General features: G+C 46.0%; 28 protein-coding genes and 3 tRNA genes. 25 read left to right on the top strand and 6 right to left on the bottom strand.

The annotated features are described in order from the left end of the window. Positions 1–136 precede the first annotated feature (136 nt). The 8 genes from ychF (at position 137) to dnaB (ending at position 7566) form a co-directional block, all read left to right on the top strand. Positions 137–1237 (top strand): redox-regulated ATPase YchF, encoded by a 1101-nt coding sequence (gene ychF / locus B0H94_RS07260; protein ID WP_106588595.1) that lies wholly within the window; start codon positions 137–139, stop codon positions 1235–1237. 149 nt (positions 1238–1386) lie between these two features. Then, entirely contained in the window at positions 1387–1674 is a 288-nt protein-coding gene (gene rpsF, locus B0H94_RS07255; RefSeq protein ID WP_106588594.1) for a 30S ribosomal protein S6, read from the top strand. A 27-nt stretch (positions 1675–1701) separates the two neighbouring features. Next, on the top strand, positions 1702–2196 hold the full coding sequence (ssb, locus tag B0H94_RS07250) for a single-stranded DNA-binding protein (RefSeq protein ID WP_106588593.1): 495 nt from the start codon (positions 1702–1704) through the stop codon (positions 2194–2196). A gap of 79 nt (positions 2197–2275) precedes the next feature. After that, positions 2276–2512 (top strand): 30S ribosomal protein S18, encoded by a 237-nt coding sequence (gene rpsR, locus B0H94_RS07245; protein WP_106588592.1) that lies wholly within the window; start codon positions 2276–2278, stop codon positions 2510–2512. Positions 2513–2745: 233 nt separating this feature from the next. Next, entirely contained in the window at positions 2746–3684 is a 939-nt protein-coding gene (locus tag B0H94_RS07240; protein WP_106588591.1) for a YybS family protein, read from the top strand. Between the two features lie 11 nt (positions 3685–3695). Next, complete coding sequence (locus B0H94_RS07235) at positions 3696–5666, top strand: DHH family phosphoesterase (protein ID WP_106588590.1); 1971 nt, start codon at positions 3696–3698, stop codon at positions 5664–5666. Beyond that, positions 5663–6106 carry a 50S ribosomal protein L9 gene (gene rplI, locus B0H94_RS07230; protein WP_106588589.1) on the top strand — a complete coding sequence of 148 codons (444 nt, stop codon included), beginning with the start codon at positions 5663–5665 and terminating at the stop codon, positions 6104–6106. Before B0H94_RS07235 ends, rplI begins: the two co-directional genes overlap by 4 nt. A 101-nt stretch (positions 6107–6207) precedes the next feature. Continuing rightward, on the top strand, positions 6208–7566 hold the full coding sequence (gene dnaB / locus B0H94_RS07225) for a replicative DNA helicase (protein WP_106588588.1): 1359 nt from the start codon (positions 6208–6210) through the stop codon (positions 7564–7566). 846 nt (positions 7567–8412) lie between these two features. On the opposite strand, the gene B0H94_RS07220 is transcribed toward dnaB, so the two are convergent. Beyond that, positions 8413–8775 (bottom strand): SpoIIAA family protein, encoded by a 363-nt coding sequence (locus tag B0H94_RS07220; RefSeq protein ID WP_106588587.1) that lies wholly within the window; start codon positions 8773–8775, stop codon positions 8413–8415. A 252-nt stretch (positions 8776–9027) separates the two neighbouring features. Between B0H94_RS07220 and B0H94_RS07215 the strand changes: the two genes are divergently transcribed. The 12 genes from B0H94_RS07215 (at position 9028) to rlmH (ending at position 19400) form a co-directional block, all read left to right on the top strand. Beyond that, complete coding sequence (locus B0H94_RS07215; RefSeq protein ID WP_106588586.1) at positions 9028–10317, top strand: adenylosuccinate synthase; 1290 nt, start codon at positions 9028–9030, stop codon at positions 10315–10317. A 159-nt stretch (positions 10318–10476) separates the two neighbouring features. Next, positions 10477–10551, top strand: a tRNA-Glu gene (locus B0H94_RS07210). 9 nt (positions 10552–10560) lie between these two features. Beyond that, positions 10561–10636: transfer RNA gene (locus B0H94_RS07205), tRNA-Asp, on the top strand. A gap of 8 nt (positions 10637–10644) precedes the next feature. Continuing rightward, positions 10645–10720: transfer RNA gene (locus B0H94_RS07200), tRNA-Phe, on the top strand. Between the two features lie 272 nt (positions 10721–10992). Beyond that, complete coding sequence (gene yycF / locus B0H94_RS07195) at positions 10993–11700, top strand: response regulator YycF (protein WP_106588585.1); 708 nt, start codon at positions 10993–10995, stop codon at positions 11698–11700. Positions 11701–11702: 2 nt separating this feature from the next. Further along, a complete protein-coding gene (gene walK, locus B0H94_RS07190; RefSeq protein ID WP_106588584.1) occupies positions 11703–13532 on the top strand; it encodes a cell wall metabolism sensor histidine kinase WalK in 1830 nt (609 codons plus the stop codon). After that, positions 13529–14875, top strand: a complete 1347-nt coding sequence (locus B0H94_RS07185; protein WP_106588583.1) for a YycH family regulatory protein — start codon at positions 13529–13531, stop codon at positions 14873–14875. Before walK ends, B0H94_RS07185 begins: the two co-directional genes overlap by 4 nt. Continuing rightward, entirely contained in the window at positions 14862–15653 is a 792-nt protein-coding gene (locus B0H94_RS07180; RefSeq protein WP_106588582.1) for a two-component system regulatory protein YycI, read from the top strand. The genes B0H94_RS07185 and B0H94_RS07180 overlap by 14 nt, the downstream gene beginning before the upstream one ends. A 121-nt stretch (positions 15654–15774) precedes the next feature. Further along, positions 15775–16569, top strand: coding sequence for an MBL fold metallo-hydrolase (locus tag B0H94_RS07175; RefSeq protein ID WP_106588581.1), 795 nt, complete (start codon positions 15775–15777; stop codon positions 16567–16569). Positions 16570–16796: 227 nt separating this feature from the next. After that, a complete protein-coding gene (locus tag B0H94_RS07170; protein WP_106588580.1) occupies positions 16797–18029 on the top strand; it encodes a S1C family serine protease in 1233 nt (410 codons plus the stop codon). A gap of 614 nt (positions 18030–18643) precedes the next feature. Further along, entirely contained in the window at positions 18644–18811 is a 168-nt protein-coding gene (locus B0H94_RS07165; protein WP_106588579.1) for a CxxH/CxxC protein, read from the top strand. Positions 18812–18920: 109 nt separating this feature from the next. Then, positions 18921–19400, top strand: a complete 480-nt coding sequence (rlmH, locus tag B0H94_RS07160; protein ID WP_106588578.1) for a 23S rRNA (pseudouridine(1915)-N(3))-methyltransferase RlmH — start codon at positions 18921–18923, stop codon at positions 19398–19400. Between the two features lies 1 nt (position 19401). Here rlmH and B0H94_RS07155 read toward each other — a convergent pair whose 3' ends face one another. Then, positions 19402–19992: a DedA family protein gene (locus B0H94_RS07155; RefSeq protein ID WP_106588577.1), complete on the bottom strand. Its 591-nt coding sequence runs from the start codon at positions 19990–19992 to the stop codon at positions 19402–19404. 163 nt (positions 19993–20155) lie between these two features. On the opposite strand from B0H94_RS07155, the gene B0H94_RS07150 reads away from it, so the two are divergent. Genes B0H94_RS07150 through B0H94_RS07130 form a run of 5 tightly spaced genes read left to right on the top strand, consistent with a single transcriptional unit; the run spans position 20156 to position 23752 of the window. Further along, complete coding sequence (locus B0H94_RS07150) at positions 20156–21169, top strand: GGDEF domain-containing protein (protein ID WP_106588576.1); 1014 nt, start codon at positions 20156–20158, stop codon at positions 21167–21169. Positions 21170–21198: 29 nt separating this feature from the next. Next, positions 21199–21972 carry an inositol monophosphatase family protein gene (locus B0H94_RS07145; protein WP_106588575.1) on the top strand — a complete coding sequence of 258 codons (774 nt, stop codon included), beginning with the start codon at positions 21199–21201 and terminating at the stop codon, positions 21970–21972. A 14-nt stretch (positions 21973–21986) separates the two neighbouring features. Then, the gene (locus B0H94_RS07140; protein WP_106588574.1) at positions 21987–22673 is read left to right on the top strand and encodes a uracil-DNA glycosylase; all 687 of its coding nucleotides are present in this window, start codon (positions 21987–21989) and stop codon (positions 22671–22673) included. Further along, positions 22670–23503 carry an aldo/keto reductase gene (locus B0H94_RS07135; RefSeq protein WP_245893929.1) on the top strand — a complete coding sequence of 278 codons (834 nt, stop codon included), beginning with the start codon at positions 22670–22672 and terminating at the stop codon, positions 23501–23503. Before B0H94_RS07140 ends, B0H94_RS07135 begins: the two co-directional genes overlap by 4 nt. A 60-nt stretch (positions 23504–23563) precedes the next feature. Continuing rightward, the gene (locus tag B0H94_RS07130) at positions 23564–23752 is read left to right on the top strand and encodes a hypothetical protein (protein ID WP_106588572.1); all 189 of its coding nucleotides are present in this window, start codon (positions 23564–23566) and stop codon (positions 23750–23752) included. 62 nt (positions 23753–23814) lie between these two features. Here the strand turns inward: B0H94_RS07130 and B0H94_RS07125 are convergent, their stop codons facing one another. From B0H94_RS07125 to B0H94_RS07110, 4 genes are read right to left on the bottom strand one after another with little or no spacing between them, the layout of a single operon-like run. Beyond that, the gene (locus B0H94_RS07125; protein ID WP_106588571.1) at positions 23815–24366 is read right to left on the bottom strand and encodes a TetR/AcrR family transcriptional regulator; all 552 of its coding nucleotides are present in this window, start codon (positions 24364–24366) and stop codon (positions 23815–23817) included. Positions 24367–24384: 18 nt separating this feature from the next. Then, on the bottom strand, positions 24385–24855 hold the full coding sequence (locus tag B0H94_RS07120) for a thioesterase family protein (RefSeq protein ID WP_345789035.1): 471 nt from the start codon (positions 24853–24855) through the stop codon (positions 24385–24387). Positions 24856–24897: 42 nt separating this feature from the next. Further along, positions 24898–25863: a 3-hydroxyacyl-CoA dehydrogenase NAD-binding domain-containing protein gene (locus tag B0H94_RS07115; protein WP_106588569.1), complete on the bottom strand. Its 966-nt coding sequence runs from the start codon at positions 25861–25863 to the stop codon at positions 24898–24900. Then, positions 25863–26753, bottom strand: coding sequence for a beta-keto acid cleavage family enzyme (locus B0H94_RS07110; RefSeq protein ID WP_106588568.1), 891 nt, complete (start codon positions 26751–26753; stop codon positions 25863–25865). The genes B0H94_RS07115 and B0H94_RS07110 overlap by 1 nt, the downstream gene beginning before the upstream one ends. Between the last annotated feature and the right edge of the window lie 172 nt (positions 26754–26925).

Raw genomic sequence — 26925 nt, 5'->3', positions numbered from 1 at the left:
GAGGTGCTTTTTTTTGTGTGTGCTGTCTTCACTCTCGACAAAGCGAGCTTCAGTTTCTATAATAGAGAACGTATGTCAATTTAAAGTGATCATGTAACTAGAAATAGAATTTATTCAATAAAGGAAGTGACGAAAGATGGCACTCACCACCGGCATTGTCGGGCTTCCGAACGTTGGTAAGTCCACATTGTTTAACGCAATTACACAAGCAGGCGCAGAATCGGCAAACTATCCGTTCTGTACGATTGATCCAAACGTTGGCATCGTCGAAGTCCCTGACCCGCGTCTTCAGAAACTAACTGATCTCGTTCAACCAAAACAAACAGTGCCAACCGCTTTTGAATTTACCGATATTGCCGGCATTGTTGAAGGTGCAAGTAAAGGGGAAGGCTTAGGGAACCAGTTTTTATCCCACATTCGTGAAGTAGATGCCATTTCCCATGTCGTCCGCTGCTTTGATGATGGAAACATTACTCACGTTTCCGGCAGTGTCGATCCGATCCGTGATATTGAAGTTATAAACCTTGAGCTGATTTTAGCTGACCTTGAGACGGTAAACAAACGCCTTGCTAAAGTTTCAAAAATGGCAAAGTCCGGTGATAAAGAAGCGAAAGCTGAAGAGGCTGTGCTTGAAAAACTACGCGAAACGTTTGAAGGTGAGAAGCCTGCGCGCAGTCTAGAGCTTTCTAAAGAAGAATACGAAATTGTACAAGGGTTTCATCTCCTAACGATGAAGCCGGTCTTGTATGCAGCCAACGTAAGTGAAGAAGACTTGCAGAGCGATGAGGATAACGAAAACGTTCAGCGGGTGAAAGCTTTTGCTGCCGAAGAAGGTGCTGAAGTTATTACAATATGTGCCAGCATTGAAGCAGAAATTGCCGAGCTTGAAGGTGAAGAGCGTCAAGAATTTCTCGACGACCTTGGCATTGAAGAAGCCGGCCTTGATCAGCTCATCCGTGCTGCGTATGGTCTTCTCGGCCTTGCAACGTACTTTACAGCAGGCGAGCAGGAAGTTCGTGCCTGGACGATCCGCAAAGGTATGCGGGCACCGGAAGCAGCGGGCGTCATCCACACGGACTTTCAGCGCGGATTTATCCGGGCGGAAGTTGTAGCCTATGATGATTTAATGGACGCAGGTTCGATGAACGCAGCGAAAGAAGCCGGTAAAGTCCGCTTGGAAGGAAAAGACTATCTCGTTAAAGACGGCGATGTCATTCACTTCCGCTTTAATGTTTAAATGAAGTGAGCGACGCATTGGAATTGACGGTTGTCTTCCGATGCGTCTTCTGTTACAATCAGCTAATGCGAGTGAAAAAACGATATTCCGTTTTTTCTTCCTTGCTCTCGAATCTGAGGGCCGCTAAGACCAAAAGGAGGTGACGCACAATGCGCAACTACGAGATTCTTTACATCATTGCTCCAAACTTGGATGAAGATGCAACGAAAAAAACGATTGAACGTTTTAGCAACATCTTGACGGATCAGGGAGCAGAAATCGTAAAAGTTGATGAGTGGGGCAAACGCCGTTTGGCTTACGAAATCAATGACTTCGGCGAAGGCTATTACGTTGTTCTTAAAGTAAAAGCTAACCCGGAAGCGATCAACGAGTTCGACCGTCGCGTGAAGCTTAACGACGACATCATTCGTACGCTTGTTGTCCGTGATGACGACTAATAGCGACGTTTGTGGGAGGGGTTATGATTGATTAACCGTGTAGTCCTTGTCGGGCGTTTAACCCGCGATCCTGAACTGCGGTATACACCAAACGGCGTTGCAGTCTGCAATTTTGGTATTGCGATCAACCGTCCGTTTACAAACCAGCAGGGAGAACGGGAAGCCGACTTTTTTAACTGCGTCGTTTGGCGCAAACAAGCGGAAAACGTAGCGAACTACTTGAAAAAAGGGAGTCTCGCCGGCATAGACGGCCGTCTGCAAAGCCGCAGTTACGAAAACAACGAAGGCCGACGCGTCAACGTTGTAGAAGTACAAGGCGAAAGCGTTCAGTTTCTTGAAACGCGTAACAGCGGCGGCGGTGGAGGCCAGCGAGGCGATGACATGTACGGCGACCCACCGCCTTCGGGATACTCCGGTGGTGGAGGTCAAGGTCAGCAGGGCGGACAAAACTTAGGCAATAACGATCCGTTTGCGAACCAAGGCAAACCGATTGATATTTCTGATGACGACCTGCCCTTTTAATCGTACCTCCCTCGCCCAGCAGCTCTCTGGTTCTTACGAATAATAAATGAAAGAAAACATGTAAAGGAGGCATGTCACGATGGCAGCAGCACGTCGTAGAGGTAAGCGTAGAAAAGTGTGCTATTTCACAGTCAATAAGATCCAAAAGATTGACTATAAAGATACTGAGCTACTGAAGAAATTTATCTCCGAGCGCGGCAAGATTCTACCGCGCCGTGTCACTGGTACTTCCGCCAAGTACCAGCGTCAGCTGACACGCGCGATCAAAAACGCGCGTCAAGCAGCACTTCTTCCGTTTGTTCGAGACAGCCACTAAACGATTTGACATGAGCGCACAGCGGATTTCGGTTCCGCTGTGCGTTTTTACGATATTTCAGCCAACTGATTGTGCATAGACAACACGGTGGGGAAGTGTTGATAGGTAACTTACCAATCATTTCATTTACAATCGTAGGAAACAACTTTCCACAATCGTTCAATGTGAGCTACAATAGGGTGGCATACATAACGCTGCAGTTAAATGCAGCAAAGTAAAATGAAGGTGAAATCATGAAGCAGACGAATGCGTTGAAAGAAGGCGCCATCATGTTTGCGGCTTTTGCAGCCTTAGTAGCAGGATCATTATTTATTCCGCTGCTCGGCCTTGTTTTGATATGGCTGCTGCCGCTGCCACTGATGATTTTTACCGTGCGTCAAGGTTTGAAGCCTGCGGTAGTTCTATGGCTCATCTTAACAGCGGTAACGTTTTTAATCACAGGGTTATTAGGTTTGCCGGCACTTCTTTTATTTGCAGCGGCCGGTGTTGTGGCTGGTGAATTGATCCGTCGGCGCCAAGATGCCTTCACTGTATGGATCGGCACGAGTTTATCTTATATTGCTGGTTTGCTGCTCGTTTATTTAGGCAGTATTTTAATCTTTGAGTTTGACCCGGTAGTGGCTATGCAGGACTGGCTGGCAGGGTCCATCAGTACAGCAGAATCACTTGCCGGCTCGCTTGGTCAGGATACTGAAGCTCAGCTTGAAGAGATCCAGGAAATGCTCGGTATGGTAGCAGATATGGCACCGATGATTTTAGTATTGCTTGGGATCACAATGGCGCTTGTCACTCAAGGAATTGGCCATCTTGCCTTCAGCCGGTTGAACATGCCTTTACAGCGTTTTCCTGCCTTCCGTTTATGGCAGATGCCGCGGGCGTTTTTATGGTATTATCTCGTTACGCTGATTTTAGTATTAATTGGTGTGCCGGACGACTCAGCTATGTATCCGGTACTATGGAACGTCCATCCACTGCTTGAAATTGCGATGTTTGTACAGGGAGCTACTGTCATATTTTTCTTCGCCTACACCCGGCGCGTAAAGATGGTCTTTCCTGTGCTGTTGTTGATCATTTCGTTCGTTATGCCTTTTCTACTTTATCTCATACGAATCTTGGGTATAATTGATTTAGGGTTTAATTTAAAGAGCCGGATGGATAACGATAGGAAGTAGGGGTTGAAATTATGCCAAGGTTTTTATTGAGGCGCTGGCACGGCTATCATGTTGTCGCTTTGTTCGCCGTAGCCGTGATGACAGCCATTACCCTCTCTATGTTCCAATGGGAGCTCGGCTTGATCAGCTTGTTTGTCATCGGCTTAGTCATGATTTTCACAGCTCAAGCACGCGGTGCGTTTGAACAAGATCTCGAAAGCTACATCTCAACTTTGAGCCACCGTGTGAATAAAGCTGGGGAAGAAGCTGTTAAGCAGATGCCGATCGGGATTGTGCTCTATAATGCGAGCTATCAAATTCAATGGGCTAATCCGTATATGATGGCTTATCTGCCGGATGAATTCCTCGGCAAATCACTCGGTCAGATTTCAGATGAGCTGGTACCGTTAATTGAACGGGGAGAGCGTGAAGAAGAGCTTACCATCGAGGATAAACATTACCACGTATCAATTCGGCCTGAAGAGCGGCTTGTTTACTTTTTTGATGTGACCGAGACGAGAGAAACTGAAGCGTTGTATCAAGAAGAAAAAACCGTGATTGGTTATGTTTATCTTGATAACTACGATGAAGTTACCCAAGGTATGGATGATCAGATCCGCAGCCGCTTAATGAGTCAGGTAACTTCGACGTTGAATCAGTGGGCCAATCAATACGATATCATGCTGAGAAGCATTTCAAACGATAAGTTTATTGCTGTGATGAACGAACGATCTCTAGAAGAAGTAGAGGACACCCGCTTCGGCATTCTTGATCAAATTCGTGAAGTGACCGCAAAAGAGAAAGTTGCGCTCACATTAAGTATTGGTGTCGGCAAAGGAGAACCATCTCTGCGGGAGCTTGGCGCCTTAGCTCAATCAAGTCTTGATTTGGCACTAGGCCGGGGCGGAGATCAGGTTGCGGTGAAAGAGCGCAGTGGAAAAGTGCGCTTTTATGGTGGAAAATCAAATGCGATGGAAAAGCGGACGCGTGTACGGGCCCGCGTAATTTCTCATGCACTGCGCGATTTTGTCATTGAAAGTGATAAAGTCATTATTATGGGGCATAAAAACCCGGATATGGATGCCATCGGTGCAGCCCTTGGCGTTCTTAAGATTGCTGAGGTCAATGATACTGATGCTTACATCGTGATGGACCCGGCAGATAATAATCCGGACGTTAATAAGTTGATGGAAGAAGTCGAAGACCATGATTATTTATGGGCTCACTTTATTACACCGGAAGAGGCGCTCGAAGAAGCAGGCCGTCATACCCTGCTCGTTGTTGTGGATACTCATAAACCGTCGCTAGTCATCGAATCAAAACTTTTGAATCAAGTAGAGCGGGTAATTGTCCTTGATCATCACCGTCGTGGTGAAGAGTTTATTAAAGATCCGGTGCTTGTTTATATGGAGCCGTACGCCTCTTCGACTTCCGAATTGGTTACAGAACTGTTAGAATATCAACCGAAAAAGGTAAGTATGGATGTGCTTGAGGCAACTGCAATGCTTGCCGGCATCATGGTTGATACGAAAAGCTTCGCTATTCGCACCGGATCGCGTACGTTTGATGCTGCCTCATTTCTAAAGTCAAATGGTGCTGATACAACCGCGGTACAGACTTTGCTAAAAGAAGACATTGAACAATACGTGAAGCGTTCTCGTCTAATCGAAAATGCTGAAATTTACCGGGATGGGATGGCAGTTGCCAGAGCGACTGAAGATGAGACGAACGACCAGGTGCTTATCGCACAAGCTGCTGATACACTATTGACGATGAATGATGTACGCGCTTCGTTTGTCCTTTCACGTCTTAGTGACGGCCGGGTCAGCATTAGTGCCCGCTCCCTCGGGGACGTTAATGTGCAGTTGATTATGGAAGCGCTCGGTGGCGGTGGTCACTTAACTAATGCGGCAACCCAGCTTGAGAATATTACGCTGCAGGAAGGTGAAAACCAGCTGCAGCAGGCGATCGATGAATACTTGGAAGGGGGAACCACGTCATGAAAGTCATTTTGAAAGAAGACGTTAAAGGCCAAGGAAAAAAGGGAGAAGTTAAAGACGTCTCTGAAGGTTATGCCCGCAATTACCTCATAAAGCACGGCAAAGCTGTAGAAGCGACGAAAGGGAATATGCAGAAGCTCGAGCAAGAGCAGGAGCAGGAACGCCAAAAAGCTGAACAGGAGCTGCGTCATGCAGAGCAGCTGAAAGAACAGCTTGAGAACACGAAAGTTGCTGTTACAGCAAAAGCAGGGGAAGGCGGCCGTCTTTTCGGTGCGGTTTCTAATAAACAAATCGCAGAGAAACTGAAGGATATGGGCTTTTTCATCGACAAGCGGAAAATTGAAGTGAAAGACCCGATCCGCACCCTTGGCGTCACGAAAGTACCGGTAAAGCTTCATCCAAAAGTCACTGCCACGCTTGATGTCCATGTAACTGAAGAATAAATTGAAAGCACTGCCGCTTGCAGCCCCCGGGCCGGGCGGTGGTGTTTTTTTCAACGGCAGCAGTGTCGTTTCGAATGATCGAGAAAGGTAGGGGAGTAGCAATGAGCGACTGGTTATCAGACCGCAATCCGCCGCAGCACATTGAAGCGGAACAGGCGGTGCTAGGTGCAATCTTTCTCGATGGAACAGCTTTAGTCACAGCTTCTGAGCGCCTTGGCCCGGAAGACTTTTACCGCGCCGCCCACCAGCGTTTGTACCGTGTCATGCTGGATTTATCGGAAAAAGGAGAGCCAGTTGACATTGTCACAATTGCCAATGAGCTGCAGGAGCGGCAATGGCTGGAGGAAGCCGGTGGTTTAACTTACGTTACTGAGCTTTCCAATGCCGTACCAACAGCTGCGAATGTGGAGTATTATTCACAGATTGTTGAAGAAAAATCGCTGATGCGTCGATTGATCCACACTGCCCAGTCGATTGCTTCTGAAGGCTACGGCAGCGAAGAAGAAATTGAAGATGTGCTAAGTAACGCTGAGCGTTCCATTCTTGAAGTTTCACAGCGGCGGAATACTGGGGCGTTTATCCCCATTAAAGACGTTTTAATTGAAACGTACGATAAAATTGAGATGCTTCAAAACCGGCAGGACGATGTGACAGGAATCCCAAGTGGGTTTGCAGAGCTCGACCGGATGACGGCTGGCTTTCAACGAAGTGATCTGATTATCGTGGCGGCGCGTCCGTCGATGGGTAAGACAGCGTTTGCGTTAAATATTGCGCAAAACATCGCGATTAAGTCAGAAGAGAATGTCGCTATCTTCAGCTTGGAGATGGGGGCGGCTCAGCTTGTACAGCGGATGCTTTGCGCTGAAGGAAACATTGATGCACAACGCATGCGTACAGGTGCACTTGAAGAAGAAGACTGGGAGAAGTTGACGATGGCTATGGGCAGCTTATCCCGTGCCGGGATTTATATTGATGATACCCCGGGCATAAAAGTAAGCGATGTCCGCGCTAAATGCCGTCGCTTAAAGCAGGAGTCTGGGATCGGTATGGTTTTAATTGACTACTTGCAGTTGATTCAAGGCAGCGGAAGCGAGAGCCGACAGCAGGAAGTTTCGGAAATCTCCCGCTCATTAAAAGCCCTTGCCCGTGAACTCGATGTGCCGGTCATTGCGCTGTCCCAGCTTTCACGTGGCGTTGAAAGCCGGCAGGATAAACGGCCGATGATGTCTGACCTGCGTGAATCAGGGAGTATCGAGCAGGACGCTGATATTGTCTCGTTTTTGTACCGCGATGATTATTACGATCAAGAATCGGAAAACCAAAATATTATTGAAATCATTATTGCAAAGCAGAGGAACGGACCGGTGGGCAACGTAGAACTTGCCTTTGTGAAAGAATACAATAAGTTCGTCAACATCGATCACCGCCACAGTGAAGGCGACATGCCGCCAACCGCTTAACTTGAATAAGATAACAAGAGCCTCCTGCATATCACAGGAGGCTCTCAGTCTATTGAAAAGTACAAAACCTAACACTCACGTGCTTACTGCCCTAAGCTCCGCGGGCTGTCCTAAAATCGAATCATGAACGTAACCTTCACTCTCAGACGGACGCTTTCCCGAGGGCTTGGCTTCAGCTAACTTGTTCGATTAGATTTCCAATCGAACAAGTGGATCTTCAGCCTGCGCTTGATCCTCTGGGAGTCGCCGTCTGTCGTTTCGGTCACTTTGACATTTACAGACCATAAACCAATTCCAATCTATATTGTTCGTTTGACTGCTCATGAAGCGTCATTAAAGATTGATTCATGTAGCTATTGCTTGATCAAAAGGACCTCTAGAATTCATGACCATCAAATGACGCAAGGCTGACGAGCATCGGCGGCGACGCCACCAGGAACAGCGCGAGCCGAAAATCCCACAGGCAGTGACTTTCTGCCGAGGAAGTTGAGGCCGTGCCTGGGGCAAGCGTCCGACGAAAAGCGACGTCAGTCTCCGTTTTTCTTGAAAGTTTAGCTACACGCTGAAGGAGCTGTCTCAAAAAATTTATAAACATTCGATTTAAGAAAAAAGAAAAGGAAATATATGAGAAATATGCAGGAAATTAGGAAGTTAAAGCCCCCGCAATGAGCGGTTTTTTCACGCGCAATCTAATACGCTGTCCGGATGCAAAGCAGACACGACTCAATCAAGCGTAAGCGCTGATTGAGTCGATGTCGCACTCGTGCCATTGGTGAAAGCGAGTATATTTCCTTTGCCAATCATTTAAAGTATATCTTATGGGACAGTCCCTCTTTTTATAGGTGCTTAAACGGTGTGATCCAGCCAGGCTTTGGCGGATTCTTCATCATCAAGATCAAAGTGCTTAATTTCTGTTTTCGTTACCGCGTCTGCTGCTTTACTTATCCATTCTACTGCCCGTGAGTCTCCAACGATCGCATACTTATCGATGTTGTCGTAATGCTCTTTCGTAAAGCGGAGCCGGTCGTTAACCGCTGAGGCTTCCATCCCCGGCATTTCCGGAAGACGAACGAGCAAATTCAAAGTGCCGAATTCGCGCACCAAATGGTCAACTTCATCATGAGCTTGTTGAATTTCGTCTTCTGTTACTTGTCCACTCACTTCATAAGCCAAAATATTTCCGTGGCTCCAATCTAATTTTTCAATCATGCAATGGTCGCTCCTTTGTAGGTAGTGTAGCTTCGTCTTGCATGTATACCACTTGCGGATTTATTTTAATCATGAATGTAAGAAATATGAAAAGAAATCACATACACGAATGCCGCAAAAATATTTTTTATTAATGTTCGTGTTTGATTGACCGTTTTTGGACTTATTGCTATGATTGTGGAGGGAAATCTTACATAGGTCGAACAAGAATGGGCGGCCCTTGGCACGTATTAAGTACAGGAGGTGGCTTCTTTGGCTTCAGTAGTCATTGTAGGAACACAGTGGGGCGATGAAGGAAAAGGAAAGATCACGGATTTTTTATCAGAAAATGCAGAGGTCGTGGCACGATATCAAGGGGGAAATAACGCAGGACACACCATTGTCTTTGGTGGTGAAACGTATAAGCTGCATTTGATCCCATCGGGTATTTTCTACTCGGATAAAACGTGTGTCATTGGCAATGGCATGGTGATTGATCCTAAAGCGCTCGTTGAAGAACTAGATTACTTACATGAGCGCGGGGTTGATACAAGTAACCTTCGGATCAGTAACCGTGCTCATGTTATTTTACCTTATCATATTAAGCTTGATGCGGTTGAAGAAGAAAGCAAGGGCGACAGTAAAATTGGCACGACCCGTAAAGGCATTGGTCCTGCCTATATGGATAAAGCCGCAAGGACCGGGATCCGTATGGTGGACTTACTGGATCGGGATGAATTCCGCAGCAAGTTGGAGCGTAATTTGTCAGATAAAAACCGTCTGCTTGAGAAAATGTACGAAACAGAAGGCTTTCAAACGGAAGACATTTTAGAAGATTATTTGGCGCTGGGTGAACGTATCGCACCTTATGTCTGTGACACATCAGTGACATTGAATGAGGCCATTGATCAAGGGCGGCGCGTTTTGTTTGAAGGCGCACAAGGGGTTATGCTCGATATTGATCAAGGGACTTATCCATTCGTTACCTCCTCTAACCCGATTGCCGGTGGTGTTACAATCGGTTCAGGTGTAGGACCGTCGAAAATTCATCATGTGCTTGGGGTTTCTAAAGCTTATACCACTCGCGTAGGTGATGGGCCATTTCCAACGGAGCTTGACGATGAAGTCGGCGAACAGATTCGTGAAGTTGGTCGCGAGTACGGTACCACAACCGGACGCCCTCGCCGCGTCGGCTGGTTTGACAGTGTCGTTGTCCGCCACGCCCGTCGCGTAAGCGGAATCACCGACTTGTCGTTGAATTCAATTGATGTTCTCACCGGGTTGGAAACCGTTAAAATTTGTACTGCTTATAAATATCGTGGTGAAGTTATGAACGAATTTCCGGCAAGCTTAAAGGTTCTGGCTGAATGTGAGCCGGTATATGAAGAAATGCCGGGCTGGTCGGAAGATATTACAGGAGTGCAGTCGCTAGATGAGCTTCCGGAAAATGCACGTCACTACATTGAACGGATATCGCAGTTGACCAACATTCCACTTTCGATTTTCTCAGTCGGTCCAGACCGAAGCCAGACGAATCTTGTTCGCGGGGTATGGGGGCTTTGACACCCCGCCCCCTTTTCTACTATTCTTTAAATTAACGATTTTTGCCTTCAGTGAAAAAACGAAAAAAATTCGAGAAACCTATTGCGTGCCATGAACCGGCGTGCTATTATTATAAATGTCGCTGGGGAACGAAAACAGCGCACACAAAAATTTAAAGATGGCCCGTTGGTCAAGTGGTTAAGACACCGCCCTTTCACGGCGGTAACAGGGGTTCGAATCCCCTACGGGTCACCAACTACATAAGGGCCTGTGGTGTAGCGGTTAACATGCCTGCCTGTCACGCAGGAGATCGCGGGTTCGATTCCCGTCAGGCCCGCCATTTTTGTTGGCTCGATAGCTCAGTCGGTAGAGCAACGGACTGAAAATCCGTGTGTCGGCGGTTCGATTCCGTCTCGAGCCACCATCTAAAAAAGATGATGATCGAAATAAAGCAGCACCTTCCATTATGGGAGGTGCTTTTGTTATATGAACCAAAGCCCACCCCAGCGGGATGATATCTTAATGCTGGTATTTAACGTGGAAAGTTTGACACGATCGCTCTGTCTTTGTTGGTACCTGCGCCCGACAGCGAACGGGCGGTGTAGTATGTTAGAATATAAATGTTCTTGTCTTTTCAAAGAATGACAGACCTAGTTGAGTTGCAAATGTGATCTCTTAAGAATGGAGCGAATCCTAATGGAAGAGAAAATTCTCGTTGTAGATGATGAACAGCCGATTGCAGATATTCTTGATTTTAATTTACAAAAAGAAGGTTTTGAAGTTGAAGTAGCCTATGATGGTAATGAAGCGGTGGAAAAAGCACATGCCTTTCTGCCGGACTTAGTGCTGCTTGATATTATGCTGCCGCACAAAGACGGTATGGAAGTGTGCCGTGAACTTCGGAAGTCCTTTGATATGCCGATTATTATGTTGACAGCTAAAGATGCTGAAATTGACAAAGTGCTCGGCCTTGAACTTGGTGCAGATGATTACGTCACTAAACCATTCAGCACCCGCGAATTAATCGCCCGCGTCAAAGCTAACCTGCGCCGGCAGCAGAATGTACCCGAAGATGACGGCAAACCTAACGGGTCAATTCGTATTGGTGACCTTGTGATCGACCCAGATGCTTATATGGTCACAAAGCAGGGGGATAAAGTGGATTTAACCCACCGTGAATTTGAATTAATCCACTACCTCGCTCGCCATATGGGACAAGTCATGACCCGTGAACATTTGCTGCAGGCCGTTTGGGGTTATGATTATTTTGGCGATGTACGTACTGTTGATGTCACTGTACGTCGTCTGCGGGAAAAAGTTGAAGATAATCCGAGCTATCCGAACTGGATCATTACACGGCGCGGTGTAGGTTATTACTTACGCCATCCTGAACAGGAGAAGTAACCATGCGCGTCATCGGTTTCTTTAAATCGATTCATTTCAAGCTGATTGTTTTGTATGTGCTTTTAATTCTTATTGCTATGCAGATTATCGGAGTTTATTTTACCGGACAACTCGAGGAACAGTTGATTAGTAACCAAACCGAAACATTGGAAGAGCGGGCGGATCTGCTCGCTTACAATGTAGAGCAGGAGATGCTTGAAAACCGTGGTGAAGATGATGAGCCCCTTGAAGCTAGTATTGAAGGCCTGCTCAATGAGTTTTTTTCAATTGAAGGCTCAGAAGCTCAAGTGATTGATGACAACCAAGTCATCCTCGGTACTTCAGATATGACAAACGACCATATCGTCGGGCAGATTAGCTCAAACGTTCGCGTAAACCGGGCACTAAATGGTACGCCAGGCCCGGATGATATCCTCCGTGAAGAAGAAACGAACAACCGGATCCGGGTTATGGCCCGGCCGATTGAATCAGGCAATGACATATTAGGCGCCATTTATATCGAATCCTCGATGGAAGAGATTTATGGAGAAATGAATCAGATTAATAACATTTTAATGACAGGAACTGTAATTGCTTTAAGTGTCACGGCGCTGCTCGGCATTATGCTTGCTCGTACCATCACCCGGCCGATTGCAGATATGCAGAAGCAGGCTCGTGTTATGGGTGAGGGGGATTACTCCAGGCGCGTGCGCGTATTTGGTAATGATGAAATTGGCCAGCTCGCCCATTCATTTAACGCGCTCACCCGGAATTTAAAAGAAGCTCACATCACAACTGAAGGTGAGCGGAAGAAATTAAGCTCTGTGTTGACCCATATGACCGATGGTGTGATCGCAACTGATGAACTCGGGCGCATCATTTTGATGAACAAGCGGGCTGAAGAACTGCTTGAAGCTCGCAGTGTGGATGCGATGGGTCATTCACTTCCGGATATTCTACGTCTTTCAGAAACGTTAACGCCGAGTGATTTATATGATTACTCTGAAGCGCTTCTGCTTGACTTCAGCGATGAAAATGGAGAGTATTTGCTTGAAGCTAACTTTTCAGTCATCCGTAACGAAGACGGTCCGATTACAGGTTTAATTACGGTACTTCATGACGTTACGGATCAGGAAAAATTAGAGCGTGAGCGTCGGGAGTTTGTGGCGAATGTTTCCCATGAGCTGCGGACTCCACTTACGACGATGAAAAGTTATTTAGAGGCGTTAGAAGATGGAGCGATGGAAAATGAGGAGCTGGCTGGCCGCTTTTTATCGGTTACCCAAAATGAGACTGAGCGGATGATCCGGCTTGTGAACGATTTACTGCAGCTATCTAAAATGGATAGTAACGATGATCCGTTTTATTTTGAGACGAGAGATTTTGGCACATTTCTGCATGAGATGGCCGATCGTTATGACATGATGTTTAAAGACCGGGGCATTACAATGGAGCGTTGGATTCCAGGACGAGCAATGTATGTTGATTTTGACTCAGATAAGCTTGCCCAGGTTTTTGATAACATTGTCTCCAATGCGCTTAAGTATTCACCAGAGGGTGGCACGATTACTTTGCAGGCAGATGCCCGTGATGACCGGGTTGTTGTTGGTATCAGTGACGAAGGCCCGGGCATTCCGGAGGAAAACCAAGAAAAAGTCTTTGAACGTTTTTACCGTGTCGATAAAGCGCGCGCTCGCAATTTAGGTGGTACAGGCTTAGGTTTAGCAATTGCAAAAGAGATGGTGGAAGGTCACGGCGGCTGGATTGATATTGAAAGCGAATATAGCAGAGGGACAACGCTGTATGTCACCCTGCCGTACACAGGCTTTCAAAGCGCAGGTGTTGAAGCATGATTATCGAACGTTTGAAATCCGTGTTACTGGCAGGTCTTATCTTATTGAGCTTATGGCTCACATGGGAGCTTTGGACGTATCAGCCGATATACAGTACATTGGATCGTGAAGAGTATGTAGAAAATGAGCCGATCGGTGATGAACGGGATTTAAATGATGTTATCTATCCTGAAAAGCTCATATTAAACAACGGTGCAACAACCGGCATGATGGATGGAAATGATTTGCGGATGCACACGTTCTTTGATGAGCTTCGCGATGCAGACTTTGAAAATTTATCCGCAGTCTCAAACATTGATGAGGCAGATGTATATGATTTGGAAGGGGATTGGGCGGAGTTAACCTTTCCGACCGCTATACCGTGGGAAATTGCGGAAGTGTTGTTTGAACACGATGATCATGCATCAGCGCTCCACCTCGATCAAGTGGATAGAATTTTGCTGTCAGATCCAGGCGGAGAAAACGAAGAACTTCAAGTCCGCCTTGTCTCTTTTGAGGAGAAACGGATGCTTGTCGGCGAATCAAACTTCGGTACATCGGTGTTTGAAGACGATTATATCTCCCAAGTACCGCAGTTAATAGAAGCGTTTGAAGTAGAACGCGAGACAGATGAAGATAACCTGCTTCCCGCTTTGTATCTTCCGGAAGAAACTGTAGCTCATCAAGAGTTATCTTATTCGACGACGAGCTTGCAGAGTGATTCATTTATGCAGATTTTATTTGATGATCCAAGCTACGTTCAGCAGCATGCTGAGCAGGGAAATACATTGTCGTATACGGATGGAAGTGCAATGATGCGTCTGCGAAGCGGCGGGGATGAGCTCGACTTTAACAACCCTGGTTATACTGAAATCCAAGGTGCAAGTGACATGCATATTGTACCTTCGACCTTTGATTTTATTAATGCGCACGGAGGGTGGACAGATGCGTTTCAACTGTATGATTGGTCAGAAAGCCGCTCCAGCCCCGACGAGGTTGAATTTCGACTGATGGCTGAAGGACTTCCGGTGTTTGCAGATACAGGTCGAAGTATGGATGTCATTCAGACAGCACGAGAAGGCAGTCAAATTGTTCATCATGCCCGGCCGATGTTTATGCTCGATGAAGAAGAGTATGTTGAGGCTGAAAATGTCGTGGAACTTGAAAACGGGCGGGATCTATTAACGTATGTTGATGCGAATATGCCGTTTGCGCGTGAAGAAATCGATAATATCCGCGTTGGATACACAATGGAGAAGCAAGATATTCTCGTGTCATTGACGCCACATTGGTATCTTCAGTCCGGCGGTCGTTGGTATCCGGTAGATATGCGGGATAGGGGGCCGGAAGATGGACTGGAATAAAACAAAGACCATTTTCATTTTAACCTTTTTATTTTTGAACGCGTTTTTAGTTTATCAACTGTTAGAAAAGCAGGATAGTTATGAAACGGGCGTCCTTGCGGAAACATCTGTAGAAGAAATGCTTGCTGAACGTGAGATTATCATTGAGGCGGACTGGCCGGAGAATATTGAATCCGGCCGGCACATTGCCGGTCATGAAGCGGATGTTCCAGAAGAAGTATTTGAAGATACGAGCCAGGATGAAAGTGAGCTTTATGAAATTGAAGACGGGGTTATTAACAAAACATTAGAAGAGCCTTTCGAACTTTCAAGTGATCAGGATATTGGCGAAGATTTATCTGATTTTCTTGAAACGTACATCGTTAATGGTGAACAGTTTGAGTTTGGCTATTGGGATCAAAGTGAACGGAAACTTGTATTCTATCAATGGTTTCAAGATGATTTGATTTACACGTATAGTGATCATTTTCTCGTCGTTTTTGTGAACGAAGACGGTAATATTGACAGCTATATGCAGTCGTTTATGGAGTTTGAGGAACACGGTAAAGAGCAGGACTTTCTCAGTTCAAATCAAGTGCTCGAAATTTTAATGGAAGAAAATGAGCTGCGTCAGGGAGACCGAGTTACAGGTATTGATTTTGGTTACCACAGTTTATTTTGGGCGCAAAGCGATGTGAGGAATTTCGTTCCAATGTATCAAGTGGATGTAAATGATGAAAGTACGTTTTGGCTGCACGCGATTACCGGATCTATTAAGAATCCGGATCAAGACGATTAACTAATGACACTTGATTCTTATATAAAAGAAAGCTTTTAATTACCCGCTGCTATTTCGACTTTTGACTGTTCGAAATAAAAGCGGGTATCTTTTCGATTTAAGTTAAAAAGGAGCAGCAATCATGGGGTTAAATATGAGTGTACTTGCGAGCGGAAGCACAGGTAACGCAGTTTATGTAGAAACCAGTCGGCAGCGCTTATTGATTGATGCGGGGCTCAGCGGTAAAAAGATTGAGGCGCTTTTACAAGACGTCGGACGGCGTCCTGCTGACTTGGATGGGCTGTTAATTTCGCACGAGCACAGCGATCATATTAAAGGCGCAGGGGTGCTTGCGCGTAAGCATCGACTGCCGATTTATGCAAATGAAAAAACGTGGCAGGCGATGACAGATTCGATCGGTCCAATTCCACTTGATCAAAAGTTTACACTTGAAGCGAATGAATGCGCTCTGTTTGGAGATATTGATATTGAGACGTTTAGTGTTTCACATGACGCAGCAGATCCAATGTTTTTTGTGTTTCATCATGAAGGACGTAAGCTCGCTTTGGCGACAGATATGGGTTACGTGAGTGAACAGATTAAATCAAAGGTTCAAAACGCAGATGCGCTCATTTTTGAAGCAAACCATGATTTAAATATGCTCCGCATGGGGCGTTATCCATGGAATGTAAAGCGTCGTATTCTCGGTGATCGAGGTCACGTTTCGAATGAAGATGCCGGAAAAGCCTTAGCAGATATTATCGGCGAGCGCACGCAGGCTGTGTATTTAGCCCATTTGAGTAAAGACAATAACATGAAGGATCTGGCACGGATGACTGTGGAACAAACCCTTGCTACACGAGGTTTTGATGCCGGCAGTGCACCGCTGTTGTTTGATACTGATCCTGATCGTCCTTCCACGCTGACTGCTGTTTAAAATCAATCAAGGTTGGTAAGTCTAACATCACAATCCTGCGCATCAACAGAACGCCTTTCTCAATACTTGATGGGTCAGGCCACTGAACTAAATATTGGGAAATTCTCTGATTGCGGTTTAAGCGCTGGACGACTGATTTAGAAAACGGCTAAAATAATATTGTTTAAGCTTGAAAATAAAGGCGTGTGATTAGCGGACCGACTTTTTGATGAAAGGTGGGCGTGCATATGTCAAATTATGACGATCAACATCCGACTTCAGAAGAACATACCAGCCGGACAACGAAAACAAAAGCCAAGCCGTGGGGTGGTTTTTTTGCGGGTATTGGCGGAGCTTTTATCGGTGCAGGTATCATCTTAGCTGCCTCACCCTGGTTGTTAAGTACAATGGAGGATGAGGAAACGGCCGGCCCGGAAGAACGTGAAAACGGGATTGAAGAAGAAGTTGTCGAAACAGAAGAAGTAAGCTTAGATATTAATACTGATATCAGCGAAGCGGTGGAAGGTGTATCTAAAGCCGTTGTAGGTGTTTTTAACTTGCAGCAGTCGGATTTTTGGTCCAATGAAGGTGTGAATGAAGGGACAGGTTCCGGCGTGGTTTACCGGGAAGAAGGTGACAGCGCTTATATCGTTACAAATCAGCATGTGATCGAAGGTGCAGGCCAGGTTGAGGTTAGTCTAGCCTCTGGATCGCGCGTAGAAGCAGAAATTTTAGGTGAAGATGTACTTACCGATCTGGCGGTGCTGCGCATCCCTTCAGACGAAGTAGAAACCGTAGCTAATTTCGGTGACTCTGAAACATTAAGAAGCGGTGAACCGGCAATTGCAATTGGTAATCCGCTTGGCCCGGAGTTTTCACGAACCGTTACTCAAGGCATTATAAGTGCTACAGAGCGAAGCATCCCTGTAGATTTAACAGGTGACGGGCAAATGGACTGGAACGCAGAAGTGCTCCAAACCGATGCAGCGATTAATCCTGGAAACAGCGGAGGAGCTTTAATCAACATTAATGGTGATGTCATTGGGATTAACTCGATGAAAATTGCCCAAGCTGCGGTTGAAGGAATTGGCTTTGCCATTCCAACATCGATTGCTCTACCTGTGATTGAGGATCTTGAACAATTCGGTGAAGTGCAGCGGCCTGAGATGGGCGTCAGCATTAGTTCACTTTCTGAAATTCCGAGCTATCACTGGCAGGAAACGCTCGGCCTTCCAGAAGACGTTGAAGAAGGTGTATTCATTATGGACGTTATAACTGGTAGTCCAGCAGCAGAAGCTGGGTTGCAGGAGTACGATGTCATTATAGAAATCGACGGTCAACCGATTGCCGATGGTCACGATCTGCGTCAATATTTATATAACGAAGCAGAAAGTGATGGAACAATTGAAGTCAGCATATACCGCGGCAACAGTCAGGAAACTTTAGAAGTTCAGCTGCAACCACAACAGCAGCAGTTTTAACAAAACAGCACCGGTCTCTATCCGGTGCTTGCTGTCATACTGTCGATAAAGCACAAAACCTAAGATTCACGGACGACTTACTTCCCGGAGATCCGCGGGGTCCCTATTAAGAGAAAAAACCAGATCATGAACGTGACCTTCACGCCAGACGGACGCTTTCCCGAGGGCTTGGCTTCAGCTAACTTTTTCGAATGAAGACCATTCGAAAAAGTGGATCTTCAGCCTGCGCATGATCCTCTGGGAGTCGCCGTCTTTTGTTTCGGTTACTTGTTAGTTAACGGATCATTAAGGATTTCCATTGTATATGGTTCGCTTGGTCGCTCATGAAGCGTTATTATGAAATTGATTCATCTAAATATCGCTTGATCAAAAGGCTCTCTACAATTCATGACCATCAAATGACGCAAGGCTGACGAGCGCCGGCGGCGACGCCACCAGGAACAGTGCAAGCGTCCGCCGAAAAGCGGCGTCAGCCTTCGCTTTTCTTGACAGTTTGTCTACACGCTGACAGCACCGGTTTTTAATCCGGTGCTGTTTTGTGTATAACTTGATGTTGCCGACGAACCCTTTGTGGATATGTTACAATAAAATGCAGATATGAAAGGGGTGGACCAATGATTTTATCATGCAGTGAACATGTGGATAACGCACTTGATGACATCGTGGATACATATGGAGAATTTCCAGTACTCGAAGAAGTAACAAGTGAGAATGCTGACAAGACGTGCAATTTCTGCACTGAACGTCCGGTATACGAAATCGAACGTCCAGCATCCGATTGAAGTTAACATGTGGATAACTGTGTTGACAACTTCGCGTTCTGTGGATAAATAGACGGTCGGAAAAATAAATGCCACTTGTGGAAAAAGCACGAAAAGCGAGGCAAAAACTATGCAGATTACAATTATAGCAGTAGGGAAACTGAAGGAAAAATACTTAAAGACCGGCATCGAAGAATATGAAAAACGGCTGAGTAACCAGGTAAAGGTAAATATTGTTGAAGTCCCTGATGCACCGGCGCCGGATAAATTCAGTGAAAAAGAAGAAGCGAAAGTTAAAGAAACTGAAGGAGAAAAAATCCTGCAGAAAGTGCCAAAAGACACTTACGTAATTGCACTTGATCCAGAGGGAAAGATGATCAGCTCCGAAACCCTCGCTTCTAAACTTGATGATTTAGCAGTGTATGGTCAAAGTAAAGTAACATTTGTTATTGGCGGATCGCTCGGCTTAAGTCGACAAGTGCTGAAACGAGCTGACTTCTCCTGGTCATTCTCAAAACTAACTTTCCCTCATCAGCTCATGAGGCTCATGCTTTTAGAACAAGTATACCGTGCTTTTCAAATCCAGAAGGGTACGCCGTATCATAAATAAATTAAGAGGAGCTGGATCGTTCTTTTGCATACTTTTTAGCACGCAGTGCCCGGTAAGCTACATACGCACCAATCGCTGTCGCTAACAAGGAAAAAATGACGTACTGTGAGCGTTGAAACCATTCATAAACCGCTTCGATGTTCCCGAGTTGACCAAGATAAAACATGACAAATGCTGTCGGAAGAACGCCAATAAACGTAAAAATGGCGTAGCGGACGCTGGATATATTTGAGACGGATGCAGTATAAGCAATATAGCCCATACCGAGCACACGGCCGACAGCTACAACCCAGTCGCCGTATTTTTTCACGTACCTCGTCATTTTTTCGATTTTTGAATGTTTCACTTTTTTCTGGACCCAGTTTTCGTAGCGTTTTGCAAAGGCGTAGGGTATAAAGCTGATCAATGTATAGATAACTGCAGATCCTAAGCTGAGCCAAATCCAGCTGATAGGATCAGGGTCAAGAATATAGCCGTAAGCAAGCATAAAAACAGCGGCCGGAAACGGGATTGAGAGTGCTTCAACAGCAACGCCGATAAACAGCCCGAACAAACCGAGTGATTCCAAAGTGGAAAGAATAAATTCGAGCATGAGGTAACTCCTTTCTGACGCCTATATTATAGCACGCCCTCTCTTTATATAACGAATGAATCATTTGGAACAACATTTTAAAAAGTATGTTCCTAGGTTTTTAGAATCGGGTATATAGTTTAAGCCGTACCTTAGTCGTTTCACAGAAAAGGTGGAGGAAAAAATGACTTTTAATCCGAGTGCTTGGATTGCGGAAATGGATGCCCAAGATCCATCCACAATTGTTCGCAATGCAGAAGAACTAAAGGAGAAGATCGATCAATTTTACAATGAATATCGGAAAATGGCCGCGGTTATTGAACACATTCATACCGGCGTCGCCATTTCTGATCCAAAACAGCCTGACAACCCTTTAATATTTGTGAACCCGGCATTTACAGAAATTACGCAATACACCATAGAAGATGTTCTCGGTCGAAACTGTCGGTTTATGCAGGGACCGGAAACGTCCGTTGATACAATTAAGGAGCTTCGCAACGCTATACAACGCCGTGAGCCGGTCGTTGTAGAAATTTTAAACCATAAAAAAGACGGAAGCATTTTCTGGAATGAACTAAGAATTAGTCCAGTATATGATGATGATGACGAGCTTTTATATTTTATTGGCTTAACGACCGATGTGACTGAGCGGAAAGAAAACGAAAAGAAGATGCATTTTCATGCAAACCACGATCCTTTAACGCGTTTACCTAACCGTAAATACTTAATGGATACGTGGGAGGAGAGAGTGAAGGAAGCGCATGATGCATTAGCCGTTTTATTTATTGATTTAAACGGATTTAAATCAATAAATGATAATCTTGGCCATCATGTAGGAGACGAAGTGCTGCAGGCGGTAGCGCATCGTTTGAAAGCCGAAGCGGCACAGTTGAACGGTTTTGTTGCCCGTATCAGCGGCGATGAGTTTGTGATCGCCCGTGAGGCTGAGCAGCTGACGAATGGAGAATTGATGCGCGTGGGTAAGCAAGTACTTCAAGCGCTTGTAGCCCCGGTGACAACCTCTAAAGGTGAAGTAACACCAGAAGCCTGCATTGGCATTAGTACAATCATGGATGCAGACGACCATCGATCTTTTGAGCGGTTAATTCAAGAAGCAGATGCTGCGATGTACCGCGGAAAAGAAGAGGGTGGAAATCAAGTATTTTACTTTGATGAAAGCCATGAAACTCACAAATAAAGTTAAGGCAGAGAAAGGCTGGGATCTTAGTGCAAGAAGAATGGCAGGTCATGCTGAATGAAGTAAAAGCGTGGGCACGAGAAGCTGGAGAAGAACAGATGCGCCGGTTTGAAAAGCCGATGGAAGTGGAACATAAAACCGCAGCGATCGATTTAGTGACCGAAGTCGATACGTGGACAGAAAACTTTTTGAAAGAGAAGATTCGTAAAACGTACGCTTCTCACGCAATTGTTACAGAGGAAAGTGACCGCGTGGAAGGATCAGCTGGCTATGAATGGGTGATCGATCCAATTGATGGAACTGTCAATTACGCCCGCGGCCTGCCGATGTTTTGTATTTCTGTTGCGCTCCGGCACGAAGGTGAAACCGTCGCCGGTTTTGTCTATGCCCCGCGTCTTGGAGAAATGTTTGAAGCAGTCAAAAGCGGCGGTGCTTATTTAAATGGTGAGCAGATTCAAGTAAGCGGTCGAACAACGCTTCAAGAAGCAGTGGTTGGTACAGGCTTTCCGTATGACAAAGGAACACATCCTGATAACAATATCAACTATGTAGCAGAACTTCTGCCAAATGTCGGCGGTCTGCGCCGGATGGGAAGCGCGGCTCTTGATCTTTCAATGGTAGCGGCCGGTCGTCTTGATGCTTATTGGGAATTAAAGCTGAAAGACTGGGATGTGGCAGCAGGCCTTTTGATCGTAGAAGAAGCCGGCGGTAAAGTGAAGCGTCAAGATGAAGCGCAAGGCATTTTTGTACAGGTCGGTACACCTGGCATTTTTGATGAACTTGAAAGCAGAATTCAGCGGTAACCGGAGGGATCGGCTTGAAAGTGTTACCAAATGACTGGATGAGTGTAATTGGTGAAGAGTTTGAGAAACCGTATTATCAAAAGCTCCGTGAACAATTAAAGCAGGAATATCAGGAGCAGACGATTTATCCGGACATGTACGATATTTTTAATGCGCTGAATTATACGAGCTATCAAGACGTAAAAGTCGTCATACTTGGACAAGACCCGTATCACGGTTTCGGTCAGGCTCATGGCTTAAGCTTCTCTGTACAGCACGGGATCAAGCCCCCGCCTTCATTAGTGAATATCTTTAAAGAGATGTCACAAGACCTAGGGGTTGAAATCCCGTCACACGGAAACTTAACCGCATGGGCAAAACAGGGGGTACTGCTGTTAAATACAGTACTTACTGTGCGGGCTAAAACGCCTGGATCGCATCAAGGTATTGGATGGGAACACTTAACCAATGAAGTGATCCGTCAGATTGATGCGAAGCCGGAGCCGGTGGTGTTTATACTTTGGGGCAAACAGGCCCAAGCGAAAAAAGCACTCATTCAACATGATCACCACCTCATCATTGAATCTCCGCATCCGAGCCCGTTTTCAGCGCATCGTGGTTTTTTTGGAAGCCGTCCTTTTTCACGCGCCAATCAATTTTTACAGCAGCAAAACCGCACCCCTATTACTTGGGAGCTGCCGGAGCAAAAGGAGGAATCATGATGAGTAATGAGCGTTTTGTTACGTTGGCAAACGGTGTTCAGTTTCCAACGATGGGTCTTGGCGTATATAAAGCCGAAGACGGAAGTGAAGTGAAACAAGCTGTGCATACAGCGCTTGAAGCTGGTTACCGCGGGATTGATACAGCTTCAGTTTACGGAAATGAGACAGGTGTTGGTGAAGCGCTGCATGAAGCAGAAATCCCACGCGAGGATATTACAGTCGCTTCAAAAGTTTGGAATGATGAACAAGGATACGAAGAAACACTCGCGGCATTTGAGCGCAGCCGGCAGCGCCTAGGACTTGAAGTTTTAGATATGTACATGATTCACTGGCCGGTGCCTGGTAAGTTTCAGGAAACGTGGCGCGCCCTAGAAAAGTTGTATCAAGATGGTCACGTACGGGCGATTGGTGTCAGCAATTTTCAAAAGCATCATCTTGAGGAACTTAAAGAAACAGCGAACACAATGCCTATGCTGAACCAAGTGGAGTTTCACCCGCTGTTATTTCAAAAAGAGCTCCTTGACTACTGTCAGGAAAACAACATTCAAATGCAGTCATGGCGTCCGCTCACGCAAGGTGAGCTGCTCGAACATGACGTCGTGCGGGAAATTGCTTCCGGCGTTCGTAAAGATCCGGCGCAAGTCCTTTTGCGCTGGCATTTACAGCATGGTCTCGTCACGATTCCAAAGTCTGTTACGCCGAAACGAATCCAAAAAAATATCGATGTGTTTGACTTTGAACTGACACCAGCGGATATGGCACGTCTGGATCAGCTTCATGAAGACCGCCGCTTTGGTCCGCATCCTGATACCTTCGATTACGAGCAGTAGTGAAGGGGTTTAACGCCAAAAAATACAGGGAAACAAACCCGTTAGATGGAGGTGATGGTCATGATTATTATTGGAGATGTGCAAATTCCAGCGCAGAAGTTTACAGATGAAACGGAAGCGAGAAACGCTTGCAAACATGATCAAATGGTCGTGAAAGACGGAGACGATATTTTATGGGTGGTAGATCAAGATAACTTCCCTAAAATTGAAGCATACGGCTACACGGCATTAGAGGATCAGCACGACTAATTTTAATTTTTCATGAAAAAGCTCGTTACAGCGTCCGTATATGGATGCCGTAACGAGCTTTTTTACGTTTTATGGTGCTCCGATATTGTTCGTTCACGTAAAGTTTCATAGATTTTTTCTCTTTGCTCATCATCTAGCGGCACTAAGCCAAAAAGCTCGGTCAGCCATAATCCATCTGACGCTAGCAGCGCGATCGTTGCCTCAGTTTCATCGATACCATCTTCGGCGATCCGTTCACGCCAGCGTTTATATGAATTCCGCACAGGATTCAGCAATTCAGGATTTACAGCGATTGCAGCGAGCATCCCCGCATTCATCTCTTTTTCTTCTTCAGTTTGACGAAATGTTTCATGAATGTAGGCCCGTGTCCAAGCGCCGGCTGTATCTTCATCTTCTTCAACAAACTTGGCGGCTTCTTCTTGATACATTGCAGAAATCTGCTTGACCATGCCTTCAACAAGCGCTTCCTTTGTTGGAAAGTGATAAAGCAGACCGCCTTTACTCACCCCGGCTTCTTTAGCGACGGCATCTAATGTTAAATGCATCACTCCTTTTTCTTCAACCACACGGGCAGCGGCTCGAAGGATCGCGTGCTGCTTACTTGGTTTTGGCATCATCTTCCTCCTTTCTAACTACCCTTTACGGCGGATTCCGATGGTGCGGCCGGCTTCATGCGGGCGTTCTAGATTTTTGTCTGAAGCAGCCAGCATTTCCACTTCGGCATATACCGGTTCAGGAAAGGGTGCAGGGTGTTCTGTAGCGGTATCCATACCCATAAACATTTGTTCACTAACAGCTGCGCGTTCACCTGAGGCGTTGTACATTGTGTAAAAAAGATGGAGCCGCTTTTGATCGTAATCAAGAAATTGAACGGAAATTGAAATCTCTTCTTCTTCATGTACCTCATTTAAATAAACAATATGCGTTTCCAACGTAAAAATTGTGTAGCCGTGGCGTGAACGACCGTCAGCATCAAGGCCGATCCGTTCGATTAATGCTTCGCCGGCATGACTGAAAGCAGCTGCATACGCTGCATCGTTCATATGTCCATTGTAATCTGTCCAGCTGTTTGGAACAGTGCGTGTATATAAAGCGTTGCCCATCATGCCTCTTCCTTTCTTTTTAACAAAAGTTTGGAGTTCGTTTTAAAGCGGTCCTTTAGAAACATTTGCCCCTGGCCAAAATTCCTCCAAGAGCTCATTTAACCGAAGTAAAAATTCATCTCTTCGATCTTCGAGATCTGTGATAGAAATTCCTTCTGTTTGTGACTCACAACCTTGAATGACTTGGTCTGCCAAAGCATCTGTCAGCTCAGGCGCTTTAAGCTTTGTCCACGGCAGTTCAAGCGCTGGGCCGAACTGTTTCAGCATGTGTCCCATACCACCTTCACCTCCGGCAAGGTGGAACGTGAGAAATGGCCCCATTAAAGCATAGCGCATACCGGCTCCATAAATAAATGCAGTATCCACTTCTTCTGTTGTGGCAATGCCGTCATTCACTAAGTGGAGGGACTCACGCCACAAGGCTTCAATGAGTCTGTCAGCAATGTGTCCTTCAATTTCTTTACGTACAACGAGAGGTTTCATGTTTAACTGCTCATAAATTGCCTGTGCTTTTTCCACACTATGTGTAGAAGTCGCCTCACCAGGCACTACTTCAACAAGGGGGAGAAGGTACACAGGATTAAACGGATGTGCAACGACAAAGCGCTCTGGCCCGGTGCAGTAAGCCTGCAGCGTCGAAGGTTTCAAGCCGGAGGTACTTGAACCAATCACGGCATCGTCATCGGCTGCTTCTGCAATTTCTTTCAGCACACCACCTTTTAAAGCTTCACGCTCCGGTACGTTTTCTTGGATAAAAGGTGCACCTGCCACTGCTTCAGCAAGGGTAGGTGCAAATGTTAAGTTTTCTATTGAAGCTTCTGGATGCATCCCTTGTTTTTCTAAATAAGGCCATGCGCGTGCAACAGCTTCGCGGGTTTTTGCTTCTGCCTCTGGTGCCGGATCAAAAGCCGTTACTTGAATTCCTTGTGCAAGGCAGCGGGCGATCCAACCGTTACCGATAACACCTGTGCCGACTACCGCGGCTTTTGAGATCGTGTGCTGCATCATTACCGGACTCCTTCCGGCCGGCGCAGATTTAAGTGCTCCCGCGTAGCTTGTGGAGACATTGGTTCTGCCCCGAGTCCTTGGATTTGATTTACGATGTGGTCAACTAAATCGACATTGGAGGCGAGTACCCCTTTACGCAGGTAGAGGTTATCTTCTAAACCAACGCGTACGTGACCACCGAGCAGTGCTGATTGAACAGCCATTGGGAACTGGTGGCGTCCAATACCAAATGCTGCCCAGTCAGCGCCTTCCGGCAGGTGATCTTTCATGAGCATCATCGTTTTTGCATCTGCCTCTGCGCCCCAAGGGATGCCTAAACAGAATTGAAACAAAGGACGGTCATCAATTAATCCTTCATGCACAAGCTGTTTGGCAAGACGTATTTGACCCGTATCAAAGCATTCGAGTTCTGGTTTTACGCCACTTGCCTGCACAAGCCGTGCTTGTTCACGCAGCCAGTTTTCAGGGTTTAAATACACTTGATCACCGAAATTTAAACTGCCACAGTCCAATGTACAAATTTCGGGAAGGAGTTGACCAACTGGGGCATGCCGTTCTTCAGGCGTTTGTAAGTCAGTACCTTCACCCCCGTTTGCAGGGTTATCTTTGCCCGGTACCCAGTCACCGCCGCCACCGGCTGTCATGTTAATGATAATGTCTGTATCACTTTCACGTACGCGTTCAACAATTTCTTGGTAAACGGCAGGGTCGTGACTGATGCCACCGGTTTCCGGGTCACGTGCATGGATGTGAGCAATGCTTGCTCCGGCTTTAGCGACTGCGATTGCATCATCTGCAATTTCTTTTGGGGTTACAGGAACGTGTTCGTTTTTTTGACGGGTTTCTCCGGCACCTGTCAGTGCAGCTGTAACAATAATATTTTTATTCATTTAAGAATCCTCCTCAAAAATTAATCTGCTCATTGAGTATTACTGTACCATCTGGACGGTAAACTTGCAACTAAAAAAAGCTTTCAAAATTCACAAAGTGACGAAAATAGTCAGATAACGGCGAAAGAAGCGGAAATTTATGTCTATATTTGAGTTGAGGACGAATTTGAAA

Origin of the sequence: Salsuginibacillus halophilus, assembly GCF_003014715.1 — a bacterium.
GTDB lineage: Bacteria > Bacillota > Bacilli > Bacillales > Marinococcaceae > Salsuginibacillus > Salsuginibacillus halophilus.
Note: the sequence above shows the minus strand (reverse complement) of the source record. Positions and strands in the feature narration are given on the sequence as shown.